The organism is Methylobacterium sp. CM6244, assembly GCF_054817885.1.
In genome coordinates this window covers 391,397-409,162 of record NZ_CM139247.1, presented here as the reverse complement: position 1 = coordinate 409,162, position 17,766 = coordinate 391,397, and the positions used below count along the sequence as shown (strand labels likewise).

Sequence of the window (17,766 nt, the reverse complement as noted above, 5' to 3'; positions counted from 1 at the left end):
ATCGGGGCAAGCCGGTTTCTTGGTTTGGCGACAAGTGGTCGTTGAGCCGCCCGATACATGTGGGTATGCCATCGGCAACGGCTCATTGCCACGCTCTACCACGGCTATCCCGTGCTGCCCTCCTATGGAGAGAAGTTATGTTCACCCACGTCATGATCGGCAGCAACGATCTGGACCGGGCTCGGAGCTTCTACGATGCCACATTCGTCGCGTTGGGAGGGAAGCCCGGCGTGATGGACCCCAGAGACAGGCTGATCTACGACCACGAGGGCGGGCGGCTGATGATCACGAAGCCCATCGATGGCAAGCCGGCGACAGTGGCCAACGGCGGAACCATCGGTATCGCCGCATCAAGCCGCGAGCATGTTCTGGCGTGGCATCAGGCCGGCACCGAGCAGGGTGGCGCCGCCATCGAAAGCCCTCCCGCAGAGCGCCCGAACGGGTCCTTTGTTGCTTACCTTCGCGATCCAGACGGAAACAAGCTCACCGTACGGACCCAGGCCACGGACTGACAAAATCCATGGTCGCCATCGCTCTGCTCGGCGTCGAAACCGAGGGCTGATGCTGTGCGTCCTAGAAGGACGGAGAGCGGACCCTGGCCTTTCGCCCTGAAGCGGACGTTCCGCCTCCGACCCAACCTAGTCGAAGACGTAACTCCTAACCGTTGCCGGAAGCAGACGTTCGCCAGTAAAGCTAACGAGCGAGTGCCTTAAAACGATCTCAGGAGGAGGCGTCCAAAGCTTTCTGAGCGACGGCACGAACAACTTGGCGCAGCTCTACCGGCTTGCGCAGCCGTACCACATCCGAGAACGCCTCGGGGATGACGACGTCGTCGTAGCCGGTGACGAAAACGAACGGGATCCCCTTGCTCTGCAGGGCCGAGGCCACCGTGAAGGAGGCACCGTGTCCCAAGTTGATGTCGACCACGGCATAGCCTGGGCTGTCATGCTCGATCACCTGCAGGGCGGTCCGCTCGTCCGGACATGGACCGAGTACGACCGCACCGGCTTGCTGCAATGCTCGCTGGCTATCGAGAGCCAAGTAATAATCATCCTCGACAACGAGGACACGAGCGCCTGCGAGGTTCGCCTCACCTGTCATGTCCAGTTCGCCTCCCGCGATGGTGGTTTGTAGGGTCACAGCATCGGTTTCCAGAATGCTGTCGCCTCGTACGAGCGGAAACTCCAGGCAGCACCGAACGCCCGTCGGCTCGAATGCGAGACTGCCTCGCCCATGCAATTCGTAAGGCACGCGGCGTGTGATGAGTTCCGTACCGAACCCCTTTCGCTGCGGTGGCGGGACACCGGAGCCTTTGTCCTCGTCCCAGTCGAAGCGCAGCCAGGGCTCTCCACTTTGGTAGATCACCATCCAGGCGATGATGACCCGGCCATGCGGCTCAGCCAGAGCCCCATACTTCAGGGCATTGGTCGCCAGTTCATGGACGGCCAGCGTGAGGACTTCCGCGGCCTTTGGAGCCAATAGGAGTTCCGGTCCGGAGAGACGGTACTGGTCGTCGTGCTCCGCCTGGCCCCTGATCTCTTCTCGGACCAGGGTGGCCAGATCCACGCCGGCATTGGCTGTTCGGGTGAGCAGCGTCTGCGTCCGGGCGAGTGCACGAAGGCGACCCTCCAGGCGGTTGCGGTAATCCTCGACGCTGTCTGCCGTGTCGCCCGTGCGGGCCGTCACTGAGCGGATCATGGCCAGGAGATTGCGTACCCGGTGCTGCAGTTCGGCCAACAGGATCGCATGATGTTTGATCGACTGCTTGGCCTCCGTGATATCCTGCGCGATGCCACCGACACGCTCGATCCGCCCGTCTTCGTCGTAGAGCGGGAAGTCGGTATTCCGGATCCAGCGGAAGGCCCCGTCGGAAACGCGCACGATCCGAAACTCGTGCGTGACGGCCTCGCCGTTTCGACCTCGTTCCAGATGTTCCAAAGCCGCGTCGCGATCCTCGGGTACGATGAGGGCGGCCCAGTGCTTGGGGTCACCGAGGAGAGCCTCAGGCGGCACACCGTAGATCGTCTGGATGGCGGGGCTGGCATACTCCATGGCGAGCGTCCGCGCGTTCCGGATCCAGAGCGCGTCCGAGGATGAGGCGGCAAACTGGGCAAAGCGTGCCTCGCTCTCGCGCTGCGCTGACTCCGCCCGGGCGCGCTCGGCTGCGGCCCAGGTACGCTCGGCGACGTCCGCGATGAGCGTGATCTCTGCGGAGGACCATTCCCGAGGACGGCTGGCGTGGACGCCGATGGCGCAGACCACCCGCCCGTTCTTGATGAGGGGCACCGCGGCCTGCGCGGCGATGCCTCCTGCCAGCCAGACGTGTCTCACATCCTCCCGCAGCCGCGGATCGGAGGCGACATCGGAGACGATGACGCGTCCGTTGGCCTGGAACGTCTCGTCCGCAAAGCCCTCGCTGACCATCTTGTAGGGAAAGCGCTCCGGAAAGCGAGTTCCCTCGCGAACGTGCTGGCTGCGAATGATGACTTCGGCATCGTCGCCCACTCCATAGACTTCGGCATACATGATCCGGCTGGCGCCGAGATGTTGCCCGAGCAGGTACGATGCGGCCTGTTGGATGTCGGCGGCCTCAGCCAGAGGCTGCAGCGCGTCACTGAGTTCGAGCAGGAAAGCCTGACGTTCCTCGCTCTCGCGAAGGGCTTCCTGGTGAGCCGCGCGCCGACGCTCGGCGAGCACGTGCTCCGTCGTCTCGAAGGCGGGGTTGAGCACGCCGACGATCCTACCCATTCCATCCCAAACCGGGCTGAAAGTGTAGTTGAAAAAGGCTTCCTCCGGACGCCCGAGCCGCTCAAGTGTGAAGGGGGCATCCTCCAGACGTATCGTCTCGCCTGCGAAGGCGCGTTCGATCTGTGGTGCGATGGTGGCCCGCGCTTCCCCCCAGACCTCGAGGAAGGAACGGCCGAGCGCTTCAGGCTTCTTGCCGAGCAGGGGGCGGTAGGCGTCGTTGTAGAGCGCGATGAGCTCCGATCCCCAGCACAGCACCATCGGCAGCGGGTGGTCGAGAACCATGCTCGATGCGATGCGCAGCGAGAGCGGCCACAGCTCCAGGGGGCCGAGAGGGGTGGCAGACCAATCGTGGCCGCGAACGGCCCGAGCCATCTCGCTATCGCCCGTAAGCCAGTTCGACACGACCTTCACCATGGATGCACTAAGCAGCATCCTGGGGGCCGCTTCATCACTCTAGGTTAGTCGACTCCCTCGAAACGACTGATTGCGGCATTCCTCCCACACGGCTTCGTGTCTTCGCTCCACCCGATCACGCAACGCCGGGCCGGCATCGACGTGATGTCATGCGCGAACGCCCCATCGGGTCCGCCCGTGAGCGGGCCTCTGTCACTGAAAGCCGACTTCTCAAGCCCCCTCGATCAGACGGGCATACTCGGCCTCGGGTGCACCGTAGCTGCCATCTGCGAGCGCGATCAGGCTCGCTCGGTCGCGGATGATGACGCGACCCCGCTTGGCTCTGATCATGCCGTCACCCTCGATCTCCTGCACGGCTAGCGTGGCGCTAGAGCGCCGGATGCCGAGCATCAGGGCCAGGAACTCGTGCGTAATGATGAGCTCGTCACCCTCCGTGCGGTCGTGGCACATCAGGAGCCACCGAGCGAGCCTGACCTCGATCCGATAGGTCGCATTGCTGTAGGCGGTTCGCCCCAGCTGTACGATCTGCGTCTGAATGTAGAGAAGCAAAAGCCCGCGAAGCGAAGCACTCCCGTTGCAGGCCGCCATCAAGGCAGCCGCTTCGATAGCCAGCATCTCTCCGGGCGCCTGGACGAAAACGTGGTGCGGGGTACGGTCGGCGCCGAGCAGGACGGGCGTGGCGCCAATCAGGCCCTCTCGGCCGACGATGCCGATCTCGGACTTGCCCGGCAGCCCATCCGCCACGACGGAGCCATACCCGATCTCGGGGAAGAACAGACGATGGATGGGTTCGTCCGGTGTGACAAGCGTCTGGCGCAGTTCGGTTTCGACAGTCGTCAGGAACGGCTGCAGCAGTGCGAAATCCGAGGGCGAAAGCGCACGCAGCAGGCGATTGCGAACAGTGGCTTGTCGCAGCACGGGCACGGCACTGATCCCGTCAGGGCAACAGTACCGGGGAGGCTCCCAAACACCTGCATCCGGATCCTCCGGTCGACGTTCGCTCAATAAGGCAGGGCGCCGCTCAGCTCGCCATTACAAAAGTTGGCCCTCATCGACCGGTTGCCGAGGCCTCAATCCGGATCGCCTGCCTTCGCCTTGACGCGGATGTCCGCTTATCCGCTTTGCCGCCCGGAAGCAGACCGGCAAAAAGCCACCCTTCTCAGACGTTCAGGGTGGGTGCCGGGCGTCAGTTTTTCACCATTGCATACCAGCAGGGCGCGACGATCACCCCCAGGGCAAAGTCGAGGATCGTCACCAAAATAAGGAAAGTGCGGCTGAGCGGGCTTCGCCTGACGCGCGGAGTCTTGTCGGATGGTAAGAAAGGCAAACGGGGACCATCATGACCAGCCTTCCCGGATTGCCCCCCGAAGCATTTGCTAAGCAGGATCCTACGCCGGATACCCTGTTCTACGCGCAGCCCCGCTTCGTCACCCATATCGACGACGCAGCCATCGAAGCCGTCACCGACTTCTATCGGTCGCATTTGCCGCCCGGCGGTCGCATCCTCGACTTAATGTCGAGCTGGGTCAGCCACCTGCCCGGGAAGGCCGCTTACGCCAATGTGATCGGGCATGGATTGAACGAACGCGAGCTTGCCGCCAACCCGCGCCTGACGCAGCATTTCGTGCAGGATCTCAACGTCGATCCGATCCTGCCACTCGAAACCGCAAGCATCGACGCCGCGCTCATCTGCGTCGGGGTTCAGTACCTCCAAGACCCTGTGGCGGTCCTCAGCGAGGTCGCGCGGGTGTTGGTACCGGACGCCCCCGTGATCATCACCTTCTCGAATCGGTGTTTCGCATCCAAGGCGGTGGCTATCTGGCGCGCGCTGGGCGGGGACGATCAAGCACGGCTCATCGACCTCTATTTGCGACATGCCGGGTTCCCCACCGTAGAGGCCTATGCCGTAGTGCCGGAGGGCGACCTCAGCGATCCACTATGGGCAGTGGTCGGTCGAACGCCATGACCAAAGGACGACCGATAGTGCCACTGGGATGATGAGAAATCACACGGCCGTGTTAGATGGCGCAGCTCGACGACCTAGAACAGCGCGATCTGCCCATAAATTTGACTATAGCAAATCAACCCTTGCTACCTCCATCAAACGTCCGTGATGGGTGGTTTTCAGTCTTCCCGCTTATTGGCAGACGCTTAGCGAAGCGGACGTGCCTTTCCGCCTAGGGTGCTACAATTGGCGACGTGCATGGCCTCCAGCGCTTGGAACCCGCGTCCTCCAGAATGCTGGTCGTCACCCATCATGATGATGGGTTTCATTGTCGATAATGAGAGCATGAGGCGTATCGCCCGAAATAAGATGGTTTACCGAACTCTAGCTCTCATTGAGCGCAAGGATGCGATCAATCTCACATTACATCCAAAATAACCGCCGGGCGTACCTTTGAGCGGGACCAAGGGCCCCCATTATAACTTCCACCGACGTACGATCAGGATAACACAAAGCTGCCCGGACCGTGCCCGGACAGCCTTGCTTCGCTCTAAATTCGGAACCTACTTTGGCATCAGGACCGTGTCGACGACGTGGATCACGCCGTTCGACTGCATCACGTCGGCGATAGTGACGGTCGACTTGCCGCCCTTGCCGTCGACGAGCTCAATCTTACCGCCCTTCTCCTCAGCAGTCAGGCTACCGCCCTCGACCGTCTTCAGCATGGCCTTGCCACCACCGGCCTTAATCGCCTTCTGGAGATCGGCCGCCGTCATGGTGCCGGACACCACATGGTAGGTCAGGATCTTGGTCAGCGTCGCCTTGCTCTCAGGCTTCACCAAGGTGTCGACGGTGCCGGCTGGAAGCTTGGCGAAGGCGGCGTTGGTCGGCGCGAACACCGTGAACGGGCCCTTCCCGGAGAGCGTCTCGACGAGGCCGGCGGCCTTCACAGCGGCAACCAGGGTAGTGTGGTCTTTCGAGTTGACCGCGTTCTCGACGATGGTCTTGGACGGGTACATCGGCGCCCCGCCGACCATCACCGTCTTCTCTTCCGCCGCCTGGACCGCCGTGCCAAACGCGCCTGCGCCGGTAAGCGCCATGGCGAGGGTGAAGCTGGCGACCTTAAACATGCTGGTCATACGTATCTCCAAGTTCCGAACCCGTTATGTGGGATCATCGCTCGTTACGGCCCTGCGAGAGGTGAAGTTTCAAAAAAATCATAGCCGGAAGAGAAAATTCCTGACTTCCCGTTGCAATAATTCCGAGTGGATCGTGCTTCGTGAGGAGGCTGCGCGTTCGCCGCGAATAGCGGCCAAGGTCCATGTGCAAGAGAGCCGCCGGCCGTTTGCCAATTCGAACGTCCGGGTTCGGCAAAGACGGAATTTGCACGCTAATTGCGTTGGAGCGCGATCCGTCCGTCTGCTCAATGACTGGGTTGAGTGGGACACTGTCGTGAACCTTTTCAGAAACTCTCCCGACGGTTCCGAGGAGGTCGTGAAATAATTGATTAGGCCGCCCTAATTTTTCCACTTACATCCCCCGCCCGAACAGGGGCTGCCATTCATGGACGATGACGAGAAGCAGCTCGCTCAGGCTGATGCCCGCGAGGGTAGCTCAGGCGAACCCGCCATGGGTTTGATGGACTTCGGCGCCAGGGAGCCGTTGGGTGGGCCGGGGCTCCATCACTGGCGACAGAGCACGATCACGAGCCCGGGCCTTGAGGATCGAGGCGACGTCTTCTTCGCCGCCATTGAGATGACCCGTATGCCGATGATCCTGGCCGACCCACGCCAGGAAGACGTACCCATTGTTTTTGCCAACAACGCCTTCCTTGACCTCACCGGCTACGAGGAGGGCGAGGTTTTGGGCCGCAACTGCCGCTTCCTGCAAGGGGCCGAGACGGATCAAGCGCATGTTCGGGCGATCCGTGACGCGGTCCACAAGCAAGAAGCGATAGCTATCGAGATTCTGAACTATCGCCGGGACGGAACCCCATTCTGGAATGCGGTGTTCATGGGGCCTGTGCTCAACCCCAAGGGCGAGATCATCTACTTCTTCGCCAGCCAGCTTGACGTCACCCAGCGACGGGAGGCCGACCAGCAGTTCCGACAGGCCCAGAAAATGGAATCCATCGGTCAGCTCACGGCCGGACTGGCGCACGACTTCAACAACCTCCTCCATGTCATCACCAGCAGCTTGGAGCGTCTCCCGGCAAAGCGCCACGATGACCGTGCATTTGAGAGGTATCTGAACGCTGCGACGGTGGCGGCAGAGCGCGGGGCCAAGCTCACCAACCAACTCCTGGGCTTCGCCAGGCGCGGGCGCCTGGAGCCCAAAGGCGTCGACCTCAGTGAACTCGTAAACTCGATTGCCGAGTTGCTGGAGAGTTCGGTGGGCACCAAAGCGACCCTGCACCTCAATCTTCAGCGTCGGCTGCCATCGGTTCGGGTCGATGCCACCCATCTCGAAATGGCGCTTCTGAACGTCATCGTGAACGCCCGCGACGCATCGCCGAACGGTGGTTCGATCACCATCACGACAAAGGAGATCCACCTCCACGGCAACGCCGCCGCAAGACATCTCGAGCCAGGGGATTACGTACTGTTGTGCGTGTCTGACAAGGGCAACGGGATGCCGGAGCATATTCTGGCAAGGGCCACCGAGCCTTTCTTCACGACGAAGACGCACGGCGAGGGAACGGGGCTTGGCCTGGCCATGGCGCACGGCTTCGTCCAGCAATCCGGCGGTCGCTTAGAAATCGAGAGTGAGGTCGGTTCGGGTACCACGATCCGCATGCTCTTCCCGCGAGACAGGCCGCAGGTGGAGCGATTTAACCAAGGCGATGAGGCGACCGGTTACCCGACCAGACCCCTCGACGCCTCCACGGCGCCATCGCTGATCCTTGTCGTCGACGACAGCAGGGAGGCGGCGGTCATGGCGGGCGAAGCCCTGCAGGACATCGGTTACAGGGTGGTGGTCGCGTATTCCGCGGAGGAGGCACTAGAGCGGTTCGAGGAGGCGGCGGCAAGGGGAGACGGGTTCAAGCTTGTCTTCACGGACGTGATCATGCCCGGCGGGGCGAACGGCATCACGCTAGCCAACCAGATTCGGGAGCGTGCGCCAGATGTCCCCGTATTGCTGACCACCGGCTATAACGACGAGATGGCCATCAAGGGCCCGCAGATCCACGCGATGGATGTCTTGGGCAAACCGTACCGTCGGAGCGAGATGATCGACCGGGTTCAATCCAGCTTACGCCGAGGTGCACGCACTGGCCCCGCGCGGCAAACGTCGGACTTCGGGCACGCAAAAGCATGAAGTTACGAGGCATGGCGTTCGCGAAAGGCTAAATGCGGAACGTCCGCTTCGGGGCGAAAAGCCATGGTCCGGTTGCCACCCCGAGCCGAAGTTGCGGAACTGCCGAGGAATGACCGCTGATGGGAAGCGCCGATAGCCATCCCGCGCGACAGCATCACATGGCCGCCGGCAAAGCTTCGGCGGAAGGCATCGTTCCGGGCACGCACCCGGTCGGCGGAGGTGGTCGAGGCGGGATCCGCCTCGACGCTGTTGGGGGCCGGGCGGCTCATTTCCCTTGCATCGCGCCGTGAACCGCGCCGAGCGGAAGCAATCCAAGCTCACTGCGGTGCCGGGTGATCAGCGGATCGTCGGGCCAGTCGCGCCACTGAAGCTCGAAGGCGTCGTCGGCCTTGGTGTACATGATGATCGCCTCGAACCAGCCCTCCTGCGGACCTGCGCAGGCCAGCACGAGGCAGCCGCGTTCGATGCCGGGCCAATCGGTCGGCGCCTTGAAACGGCCGCCAGGGCCTCCGGCGCCCTCAGCGCCACTTGCCCCGCCCCCTGATGCCGGAGGGGCGCTGGCTGCCTTGGCCGAGGCTCTGACAGGCGGGGCAATATCGGGCAGGCCCGCCGCCGCGACGAGCCGGTCGAACACCTCGGCTTTGACGAACGGCACGAATGCCTTGCCACTCTCAAACAGTCGCCCCTGTGGCAGGCCGGCAGCGAGGCTGTGGTGAGTGTCGTCACTGATCTCGAGCACGTGCATGCCCATTAGCCCAGCGGCGCGCTCGGCCTCGGCCTTGTCTCCGGCGGCAAAGCGCGAGGCATGGGGGCGGTGCCGTTCGTCGCGGCCGAACAGGATCAGGCCGGGCGGCACGGCAGTGGGTGTGCTCGTTGTGATGTTCAGGGTCATCAAAGGGCTCCAGAAACGACGAAGGCGGCCCGGAGGCCGCCTTTCGATGGGTATGAGGGGGAGGATGCACCCGCCCGCTGCAGCAGGGTTTCGGGTGGCGGTAAGGGTCATCGGGGCATCCGGTTAGCTGCGAAACAGCCCGCAGCGAACCTCACATTATAAGATTATCATCCTAATGTCAAGCTTAGGTTGATTTTAAGCTGAAGCATCTGCCTATGAGTTGTGCGGCCATGTCTTTTTGATAGTAGCTGAGCAGTGGCCGCGGCGAGCAAATTCTCGTCGTTCTGCTTCCGGGTCATGACTTGTCGGGTAATCCACTCGGTCGGATGAGGCCCGCAGCAATTGCCAGCCAAACGAGATGCGCGTCGTTGCGGGCACCCAGCTTCGCCTTGATGCCGTAATGGTAGTTCTGAATGGTTTTGGGGCTTAGGTTGAGCGCCTTGGCGATGGCCTCCGTGGCCATGCCGGACGCCACGAGTTGGAGCACCTCGACTTCACGGGGGCCGAGCTCGTCGAGCGGGGAGCGCTTGCCGCTTAGACGTTCCGCGGCAAGTTCCTGTGCGATGTCGGCGCTAACGGCCTGGCCGCCGCGTGCCACGATGGCAACTGATCTAACCAGTTCCTCGGGGACGCTGCTCTTGGTGACGTAACCCGAGGCTCCCGCTTCAAAGGCTTTCAAGGCGTAGGCCGCACCCTGATGCATGGTGAACACTAGGATGCGCGCGCGTTGGTCCCATTGCCTAATGTGACGTACCCCCTCGAGGCCGCTAGGCCCCGGCAGCGACAGGTCCATGATCACCAATGTCGGTTTCATGGCCTTATACGCCCGGTAGGCATCAGACGCCGTCTCCGCCTCTGCCACTACGCGGTATCCCGGTTGACGCTCCAGCAGACGACGATACCCCTCGCGTACGACAGGATGGTCATCGACTAGGAGGATGCCGATCTCGCTCACGCGGCAAGCCCCTCTAGCTTCATTTCGGGAGGGATCTTCCTATCGTTCGGTGGGCTAGAAGGATCGGCCTCCGACGGACATGGAATCGTCGCTTCGATCCGTACGCCGCCTTGGGCGGGGACGATGGCCAAAGTCCCGCCGAGCGCCCCGATCCGCTCACGAATGCCGAGCACGCCGTGGCCGCTCCCGGTCTCCACCAGCGCAGCGTCGCCACCGCCGTCATCCACGATGCCAAGCGTCACCATGTCCGGCGCGTGAACGAGGCTGACTTTCACCTGAGTCGGCTTTCCGTGACGAACTGCATTGGTGAGGCACTCCTGCACGATCCGGTAGATGCTGAGCGCAACCGGTGCGGTCAATGTCGAGAAGTTACCGGCGAAGCTCAGGCTGAAAGCGGCGGGCTTTGCGCTTCGTCCCTCCCATGTCGAGACGAGGCGGCGGAGGCTATGTTCCAAGCCGAACTCTTCGAGGTCGGGGGGCCGCAGGCGTGCCAGCGCCCCTTTCAGCGTACCCATCATATGACGGGTGATCCGGCTGATCGAGCGGGCGTCGTCACGCAACTCCGAACGTTCGCCGGCCTCGGCTTCGATTGCGCTCGCCAGGGCTCCCGTGGCGGTCAGACATTGTCCGAACTCGTCGTGGAGCTCACGTGCGAGTGCACGGCGCTCTTCTTCCTGAACGGCAAAAAGGCGCCGGGTCAGCGCCGTCCGCTCGGCCGTAGTCTGCTGAAGACGCTCGCTCAGGGCGTTCACGGCACGCGCGATGCGGTCGAATTCCCCGGCTCGGAACGGGGGTAGGCGGGTGGAATGATCGCCCCTCTCCATCTTGCCGAGGCCACGGGTGATCACCCGCGCCGGCTGTAGTGCGATACCGATCACGAAGGTGGCCAGGATGGCGATACCGCCAGCCATGGCGGCGGCGGCGGCCATCAGCACCCGCACCTGTCGCCAGACCTGGCGTACGGCCGCGCCCCGGTCGGGCGTAGTGACCACGATCCCCGCTTCCCTGCGATTCAGGATCACCGCGCGGCGGATCGGCGGGATCACTCCGAAAGCCTCGCGATACAACGTTTCGAACCACGCCGGAGCTGGCCTACCCGCGGTCTCCAGGCCACTGCATTGCTGAAGCGTGGCCTCGCCCTCCCATGTCAGGGCGACGCAGTTCCCGGGGCTGATGAATCGCAGGGTGTGCGAGCTGCGCCAATCCGGGAAGGCATATTTGGCGGAGCGACCGGCGCTGCCGCGCCAGGTCAGTTCCCGCCAAGCGAGTTCCTGCGCTTCACGGACCACCCTGTCGGCGGAGGCCGCGGTCTCCTCACGGATGCCTTGGTGCACCTCGGCGACGACCCAGGCTGTGGCACAGGCCAGGCAAAGTAGCACTACGCCCAGGACGCGCAGGATCAATCCGATGAGCAGACCCATGCCGTGGTGTTCCCCGCATCCAGCGAGGGAGTGGGACGCAACTGCCGGATGCTGGCAAGTGGTCAAGGCTACGATCAGGCAAAATGCCCGACTGCCGACGGGGATCCTGCCCTACCAGGAGACGGGGTGGGCCAATAGCGTTTCCGTCGTCGGGCTGCTCCGCGAAATAGTCGAAGAAGGCAGCCGGCGACGGGAGGAATTCCATGAAACATGCTTGCCTTCTCGGCTTGGGCCTCGCGGTTGCGGGTGCCACCGCCGGGCTCGCCAATGACGACGTGCTTAAGCGCAGCCAAGACCCCAACCAGCAGGTGCTGCAGACGCTCGACTACGCCAACACCCGCTACTCGAAGCTCGACCAGATCAACGCCGGGAACGTGAAGAACCTACAGGTCGCATGGAATTTCTCAACCGGCGTCCTGCGCGGCCACGAGGGTTCACCGCTCGTCGTCGGTGAAATGATGTTCGTCCACACTCCCTTCCCCAATATCGTCTATGCCCTCGACCTCAACAACGAGGGCAAGATCCTCTGGAAGTACGAGCCGAGGCAGGATTCGTCCGTGATCCCGGTCATGTGCTGCGACACGGTCTATCGCGGCCTGGCCTATGCGGATGGCGCCATCATCCTGCATCAGGCCGACACCACCCTGGTCTCGTTGGACGCCAAGTCCGGCAAGGTGAACTGGTCGGTCAAAAACGGGGATTCGAAAATCGGCGAGACCAACACCGCCACGGTGCTGCCGGTGAAGGACAAGATCATCGTCGGCATCTCCGGTGCCGAGTACGGCATTCGCGGCCATATCACCGCCTACGATGCGAAGACCGGTAATCGCGTCTGGCGCGGCTACAGCGTCGGATCCGATGACGACATGATCGTCGATCCGGCGAAGACGACGTCGCTCGGCAAACCGATTGGTAAGGATTCCTCCCTGAAGTCCTGGGAAGGCGATCAGTGGAAGACCGGCGGCGGTGCGACTTGGGGCTGGTATTCTTACGATCCGAAGCTTGACCTCATCTATTACGGCACCGCCAACCCCTCGACTTGGAACCCGAAGCAGCGCCCGGGCGACAACAAGTGGACTATGGCGATCTTCGCTCGCAATCCCGATACGGGCATGACTAAGTGGGTCTACCAAATGACCCCGCACGACGAATGGGACTACGACGGCATCAACGAGATGATCCTCACGGATCAGAAGATCGACGGTAAGGAGCGCCCTCTCCTGACCCACTTCGACCGCAATGGCTTCGCTTACACTTTGGACCGCGCCACGGGTGAGGTGTTGGTGGCTGAGAAGTTCGATCCGGTGGTGAACTGGGCCTCCAAAATCGACCTGGACAAAGCGTCGCCTACCTATGGCCGCCCCCTCGTCCAGGCCAAGTTCTCCACCGACCAGAATGGTGAGGACACCAATACGAAAGGCGTTTGCCCAGCCGCCCTCGGCACCAAGGATCAGCAGCCCGCTGCATTCTCGCCGAAGACCCAGCTGTTCTACGTGCCTACCAACCATGTCTGCATGGACTACGAGCCATTCCGGGTGAGCTACACGCCGGGCCAGCCCTATGTCGGTGCAACCGTCTCGATGTACCCGGCTCCCAACAGCCACGGCGGCATGGGCAACTTCATTGCCTGGGACAACCTGAAGGGCCAGATCAAGTGGTCAAACCAGGAGCAGTTCTCGGTATGGTCGGGTGCTCTCGCGACCGCCGGTGACGTGGTGTTTTATGGGACTCTCGAGGGGTACCTGAAGGCCGTCGATGCGAAGACCGGCAAGGAACTCTACAAGTTCAAGACGGCCTCCGGCATCATCGGCAACGTGATGACCTACACCCACAAGGGAAAGCAGCACCTTGCCATCCTATCGGGTGTCGGTGGGTGGGCCGGCATCGGCCTCGCGGCCGGTCTGACGGACCCGAATGCCGGGCTCGGCGCGGTGGGTGGCTACGCTGCCCTGTCGAGCTACACCAACCTCGGCGGTCAGCTGACGGTCTTCACGCTGCCGAACTGACCGACCTCGACTCGATGCATCCGCTCTGTTGGGGCGGATGCAAGCACTGTTCTCCCGCGCAGTGACCACTGTCGGGAGGAATGGCGTGTCGCCCTCACGCCAACGACGAAGAGGGCTATTTGCGACAGTAACTGATCCGAACCTCCGTGGGGCGTATGTCCTCCACTATGTTGTCTTACGGAAATGGATCGGCGGGCTTTCGGGCCCGCCATTTTTTTTGGCTGAAGCTAGACGCCCATACGCGAAACAGCTCGCTAACGTAGGCGCCGACAGCCTCACAGCGGGTACTATCCGACGGTCTCGACAGCGAGCGAAGCGAGGCGCTGATGGACGCTCTCAACTCCTGCAGCTTTCGCTGGAGGCGAGGGGGCAGTTCCTGGCACGGCAGGTATCGAAGCACAGCGAAATTGGTCTACGCGATTCGACATGCGGTCTCCGCGCTACACAACCAGGATTGCCGACGTCCTGGTCGTGGGGGCGGTAGTTGCGCCGGTCTATTCGAACTGAAGTACAGCAAGCGTAGTCGCAGAAACGATGTGGAATAAGCAGAATCCTACCGGTGATTACATATTAAGAAGACACAAACGTACCTTGGAAAACCGGGGCTGAGAGCTCCCGATGGCGCCCGCTTCAACGCACGGAGCCACTACTTACTCCGCCGTGTCCTTTGTTCCCGAGGCCTGTGCTGCACCGTACAAACGGGTCGGCTCGGGAAATCCGCAGGAAGTGCCATCAACGACCTTCACATCGTCTTCCCATGGCAGGCGGTAACGACCGGCGGCGAGATCGTGCATGTAAGTGTAGGGGCAGTCTTGCGCGCCACCCTTCACCGCCGTGTATCCACGGTGGCCGAACTGATAGATGTTGTTTTCGACGCCCCAGTGAAGGCGCGCCTCCCGCACCAGATCGGGCCGAACCTCCGCCGTGATGATTTCGTCGGTGCGCCCCGTGGTGCCGTGGGCAATGACCGCCCCGTCGAAATTAACGATCATGCCCTCGCCCATGGAATCGAACGAGCCGTCCGTTCCGCACATGCAGACATTGGCCGTGACCATCAGATTGCAGAACGCGTTCGACTGATTGGTGAAGCGCCAGGACTCGCGGATCGGCGCGGTATAACCCGCCGTGCGAATCATGATCTCGGCGCCTTTGTAAGCGCATTCGCGCGCCATTTCCGGAAACATGCCGTCATGGCAGATGATGAGCGCGATCTTCGCGCCGCGCGGTCCCTCGATCACCGGGATGCCGACGTCGCCGGGCTCCCAGGGCTCCACCGGCACCCACGGGTGCATCTTGCGATAGTAGAGCGCCACGACACCCTGGTCGTCGATGATGAGGCCGGTGTTCCAGGGGGTTCCGCCCGGGTTCAGCTCCATGATCGAGAAGCAGCCCCAAATCTGGTTGTCGATGCAGGCCTGCTGGAAGGCTGCGACCTCCGGCCCATCCATCCGGCACAGGATGTCAGGGTTGGTGTCCATCGACAGCCCGTGCAGCGCGTATTCGGGAAAGACCACAAGGTCCATGGTCGCGAGGTTGCGCCGAGCCTTGGCGACCATGGCGACGATGCGCTCGGTTTGGGCCGTGAGGTCGGCTTTGGTGACGACAGTTGGTAATTGGAGTTGGACGAGGCCAAGCACTACGCCGTTGGGGGATTTGTTGAGTCCACCGAGTCCGTTCATGGGCGTTTCCCCTCATCTCGTTATCGGTACCGAGCCACCGCAACCGAGGGATGACTCGCCAAGCTGGGCCTCCGACCGATGCGAGCAAGGAGAATGCCGCTCGGGAACGTCGGTTGCTTTGGACCGCTTCATCGAGACCGGCCGACGACCTCATTCAGGGGGAATATCGATTTCAAATACCCGCTAGCGGTCGTATCGGCCGGCCACCGTTCCGATCCGGGTCGCGGGCGGACACCTTGCACCCGATGCACCGGAAAATGCGGCGCCAGCCGCCGCTTAGGTAAAGGCGCGGGCGGGTGGCTATAACGCGATGGATGCTGCGGGCAACAGCTGTACGCTCGTTGCTATGCCCGCATCAGAAGTTCCGTTTCCTGGCGGCATTGCCTGCAATCTAATGATCCGCTGATCTTACCTCAGTCTGCTGGGCACGCGAGATCGAGTGCGTAAAGATGCTGCTTCGAGGTGATGAACAGACGCCGCTTGTCTGGCGAGAAGAAGAGGTTGGTACAAACCTGCGGCGTCGGGATCAGCCCGAGACGGTGCCCCTCGGCAGAGAACACTTGGACTCCGGCCTCAGAGCTTGTCCAAATCCAGCCACGGTGGTCTGCGCGAAAACCGTCTGGTACGCCGGGCTCGACCTCAGCGAAGACCCGGTGTTCTCCTAGACTGGCATCATCGCGGACGGGGAAGGCGTAGATCGTGTGCCCCTTGTCGCCCTCTGTTCGGGAGGTGTCGCTGACGTAGAGGGTGCGACCGTCCGGCGCGAATGCAAGGCCGTTTGGTTGGCCAAGGTCAGCCATGCGTCCCACCTCACCAGTTGCCGGGTCGAAACGGTAGACGCTGTGATGGTTGAGGTCGGACTCCGCCAATACCCCTTGTTTAGGCTGCCGCAAGCCGTAGGCGGGATCGGTGAACCATAGGGCACCATCGGCAGCGCAGACTACGTCGTTCGGCGAGTTGAAGCGGTGCCCCACGTAGGTCTCGACCACCACCTCGTAGTGACCGTCCGGTGTTGTCCTGGATAGGCGACGGTTGCCATGCTCGCAGTGAACCAGGTTGCCGTCACGGTCGATAGTATTACCGTTGATGAACGGCGTGGCGTCGATCACAACCCGAACGGAGCCATCAGGATGCCAGCCAAGGACGCGACGTCCTTCGATATCCGACCACACCAGGATGTCCCGGGCAGGCCACCATGTCGGCCCCTCGCTGAAGTTCGCTTGATCGTAGAGCGAAACCAAGAGGGCGTGGTGAGGCACCACCTCGGTGAAGACTGGGTCGTACGCGCGCGGCGGATCGACATGCGGAACAGGCTCGGGCGGGCCGGCGCGTCGCAAAAGATCGGGCATGAGATTTCGTGTTCAATCTGGAACAGGTGACAGAATGGGGATCAGTCTCTGCCGAGCACCTCGTCGGCTTTGGCATCGACCTTCGCCTTGTCGGATTTGGATAAGTTGCCGGCCTTCTCGGATTGCGCGGCTCGAGCCTTAGCGTTCCGGGCATGCGCCTTGTCTTCGATTGGGAAGCGCTTCTCGTCGGGGAGGGCAAAATCCTTTTTTGGAAGGGACTTGCGGTCTTCGGTGGTCAGCTTTGACATCGCTTGCTCCTCTGGCCAAACAACGCCTTTCCCCCGGGTCGGTTCAGCATCCGTCTACGCGTCAACGAATGCCAGCGACCGGACGACACAATATTGCCGCCGAACGACGCGCCCACGTTCGCCTTGCAGCATGATTTGCTCTGAGGCAGCTATGCCGCTTTGGGCCCTATCAAGCCGTGCGAGGCTCATGAGACTGCCAGTAAGCAGACGTTCCAAGTGCTCATGAGGAGTCGAGACCGGTTTCGCCCCAACACGCCAATCTGCTGCTGCATTGGGCCGCAATCTCGCCGCAGAAATGCCGATTCGCGCGATTGAGATGAAGATCGTGGCGGCTCAATACTTTTCGGTCCGTCGCCTACGCATCTGACAGCGTGGAGCGAAGGACTGGCATCTCGGCCAGTCCAGGGTAGCGGATGTGCCTGACCATGGCGGAAGAGACAAAGCGTTTCACGAGGATGCGGAAGGGTTTTGCCCTCATGGGCGTCCTGCCGATGGTAGGTCTCCTTGGTGGAGGCCTGATCAAAGCTGGATACTGGCTTCCCTTTCCATCTTCCTCACAGCTTGACGTGATGGTGACATTGCCGGCTGTGCCAAAAGCGTCCGGCACCGAGGATGAGGCGGCAATCGTCACAGCAGCACCTACAGAGCCTCCGACAGTCGAGGAAGGCGAGGTGCCTGCTCAGTCTCAGCAACCCACTACCTACGCGGCCGCGATAATTCCTTCCACGCCGGGCGACCTTCCCGCCCCTTCGATCACCGTGCCAGCTACCGCACCTCTTGCGTCACGACTT

Annotated in this window: 14 protein-coding genes; 5 read left to right on the top strand and 9 right to left on the bottom strand. The window is 62.1% G+C overall.

Going from position 1 to position 17,766, the window contains the following annotated elements; translation table 11 throughout:
- Positions 1 to 137 precede the first annotated feature (137 nt).
- A complete protein-coding gene (locus ACYQML_RS01890) occupies positions 138 to 512 on the top strand; it encodes a VOC family protein (RefSeq protein WP_461234525.1) in 375 nt (124 codons plus the stop codon).
- 208 nt (positions 513 to 720) lie between these two features.
- On the opposite strand, the gene ACYQML_RS01885 is transcribed toward ACYQML_RS01890, so the two are convergent.
- Positions 721 to 3,180, bottom strand: coding sequence for an HWE histidine kinase domain-containing protein (locus ACYQML_RS01885; protein WP_461234524.1), 2,460 nt, complete (start codon positions 3,178 to 3,180; stop codon positions 721 to 723).
- A 192-nt stretch (positions 3,181 to 3,372) separates the two neighbouring features.
- Entirely contained in the window at positions 3,373 to 4,086 is a 714-nt protein-coding gene (locus ACYQML_RS01880) for a Crp/Fnr family transcriptional regulator (RefSeq protein WP_461234523.1), read from the bottom strand.
- Positions 4,087 to 4,501: 415 nt separating this feature from the next.
- On the opposite strand from ACYQML_RS01880, the gene ACYQML_RS01875 reads away from it, so the two are divergent.
- On the top strand, positions 4,502 to 5,128 hold the full coding sequence (locus ACYQML_RS01875) for a class I SAM-dependent methyltransferase (protein WP_461234522.1): 627 nt from the start codon (positions 4,502 to 4,504) through the stop codon (positions 5,126 to 5,128).
- A gap of 542 nt (positions 5,129 to 5,670) precedes the next feature.
- Here the strand turns inward: ACYQML_RS01875 and ACYQML_RS01870 are convergent.
- Complete coding sequence (locus ACYQML_RS01870; protein ID WP_056431732.1) at positions 5,671 to 6,237, bottom strand: fasciclin domain-containing protein; 567 nt, start codon at positions 6,235 to 6,237, stop codon at positions 5,671 to 5,673.
- A 433-nt stretch (positions 6,238 to 6,670) separates the two neighbouring features.
- Between ACYQML_RS01870 and ACYQML_RS01865 the strand changes: the two genes are divergently transcribed.
- On the top strand, positions 6,671 to 8,425 hold the full coding sequence (locus ACYQML_RS01865) for an ATP-binding protein (protein ID WP_461234521.1): 1,755 nt from the start codon (positions 6,671 to 6,673) through the stop codon (positions 8,423 to 8,425).
- A gap of 265 nt (positions 8,426 to 8,690) precedes the next feature.
- Here ACYQML_RS01865 and ACYQML_RS01860 read toward each other — a convergent pair whose 3' ends face one another.
- From ACYQML_RS01860 to ACYQML_RS01850, 3 genes are all read right to left on the bottom strand, one after another.
- Positions 8,691 to 9,317, bottom strand: a complete 627-nt coding sequence (locus ACYQML_RS01860; protein ID WP_461234520.1) for a hypothetical protein — start codon at positions 9,315 to 9,317, stop codon at positions 8,691 to 8,693.
- 295 nt (positions 9,318 to 9,612) lie between these two features.
- Entirely contained in the window at positions 9,613 to 10,272 is a 660-nt protein-coding gene (locus tag ACYQML_RS01855) for a response regulator (RefSeq protein WP_461234519.1), read from the bottom strand.
- On the bottom strand, positions 10,269 to 11,693 hold the full coding sequence (locus ACYQML_RS01850) for a HAMP domain-containing sensor histidine kinase (protein WP_461234518.1): 1,425 nt from the start codon (positions 11,691 to 11,693) through the stop codon (positions 10,269 to 10,271). Before ACYQML_RS01850 ends, ACYQML_RS01855 begins: the two co-directional genes overlap by 4 nt.
- Before the next feature lie 203 nt (positions 11,694 to 11,896).
- Here ACYQML_RS01850 and ACYQML_RS01845 point away from each other — a divergent pair, with 203 nt between their 5' ends.
- Both ACYQML_RS01845 and ACYQML_RS01840 read left to right on the top strand, forming a co-directional pair.
- Positions 11,897 to 13,699: a methanol/ethanol family PQQ-dependent dehydrogenase gene (locus tag ACYQML_RS01845; protein ID WP_461234517.1), complete on the top strand. Its 1,803-nt coding sequence runs from the start codon at positions 11,897 to 11,899 to the stop codon at positions 13,697 to 13,699.
- A gap of 390 nt (positions 13,700 to 14,089) precedes the next feature.
- A complete protein-coding gene (locus ACYQML_RS01840; RefSeq protein WP_461235638.1) occupies positions 14,090 to 14,206 on the top strand; it encodes a DUF4113 domain-containing protein in 117 nt (38 codons plus the stop codon).
- Between the two features lie 143 nt (positions 14,207 to 14,349).
- Here the strand turns inward: ACYQML_RS01840 and ACYQML_RS01835 are convergent, their stop codons facing one another.
- The 3 genes from ACYQML_RS01835 to ACYQML_RS01825 form a co-directional block, all read right to left on the bottom strand.
- Positions 14,350 to 15,378, bottom strand: a complete 1,029-nt coding sequence (locus ACYQML_RS01835; RefSeq protein ID WP_461234516.1) for a formamidase — start codon at positions 15,376 to 15,378, stop codon at positions 14,350 to 14,352.
- Between the two features lie 413 nt (positions 15,379 to 15,791).
- A complete protein-coding gene (locus tag ACYQML_RS01830; RefSeq protein ID WP_461234515.1) occupies positions 15,792 to 16,727 on the bottom strand; it encodes an SMP-30/gluconolactonase/LRE family protein in 936 nt (311 codons plus the stop codon).
- A gap of 41 nt (positions 16,728 to 16,768) precedes the next feature.
- Positions 16,769 to 16,975, bottom strand: coding sequence for a hypothetical protein (locus tag ACYQML_RS01825; protein WP_461234514.1), 207 nt, complete (start codon positions 16,973 to 16,975; stop codon positions 16,769 to 16,771).
- Positions 16,976 to 17,766 lie beyond the last annotated feature (791 nt).

Excerpts from the sequence above, each read along its gene's own strand:
- ACYQML_RS01890 (WP_461234525.1), top strand. The coding sequence starts at position 138 with ATGTTCACCCACGTCATGATCGGCAGCAACGATCTGGACCGGGCTCGG.
- ACYQML_RS01885 (WP_461234524.1), bottom strand. The coding sequence starts at position 3,180 with ATGCTGCTTAGTGCATCCATGGTGAAGGTCGTGTCGAACTGGCTTACG.
- ACYQML_RS01875 (WP_461234522.1), top strand. The coding sequence starts at position 4,502 with ATGACCAGCCTTCCCGGATTGCCCCCCGAAGCATTTGCTAAGCAGGAT.
- ACYQML_RS01870 (WP_056431732.1), bottom strand. The coding sequence starts at position 6,237 with ATGTTTAAGGTCGCCAGCTTCACCCTCGCCATGGCGCTTACCGGCGCA.
- ACYQML_RS01865 (WP_461234521.1), top strand. The coding sequence starts at position 6,671 with ATGGACGATGACGAGAAGCAGCTCGCTCAGGCTGATGCCCGCGAGGGT.
- ACYQML_RS01860 (WP_461234520.1), bottom strand. The coding sequence starts at position 9,317 with ATGACCCTGAACATCACAACGAGCACACCCACTGCCGTGCCGCCCGGC.
- ACYQML_RS01850 (WP_461234518.1), bottom strand. The coding sequence starts at position 11,693 with ATGGGTCTGCTCATCGGATTGATCCTGCGCGTCCTGGGCGTAGTGCTA.
- ACYQML_RS01845 (WP_461234517.1), top strand. The coding sequence starts at position 11,897 with ATGAAACATGCTTGCCTTCTCGGCTTGGGCCTCGCGGTTGCGGGTGCC.
- ACYQML_RS01835 (WP_461234516.1), bottom strand. The coding sequence starts at position 15,378 with ATGAACGGACTCGGTGGACTCAACAAATCCCCCAACGGCGTAGTGCTT.
- ACYQML_RS01830 (WP_461234515.1), bottom strand. The coding sequence starts at position 16,727 with ATGCCCGATCTTTTGCGACGCGCCGGCCCGCCCGAGCCTGTTCCGCAT.
- ACYQML_RS01825 (WP_461234514.1), bottom strand. The coding sequence starts at position 16,975 with ATGTCAAAGCTGACCACCGAAGACCGCAAGTCCCTTCCAAAAAAGGAT.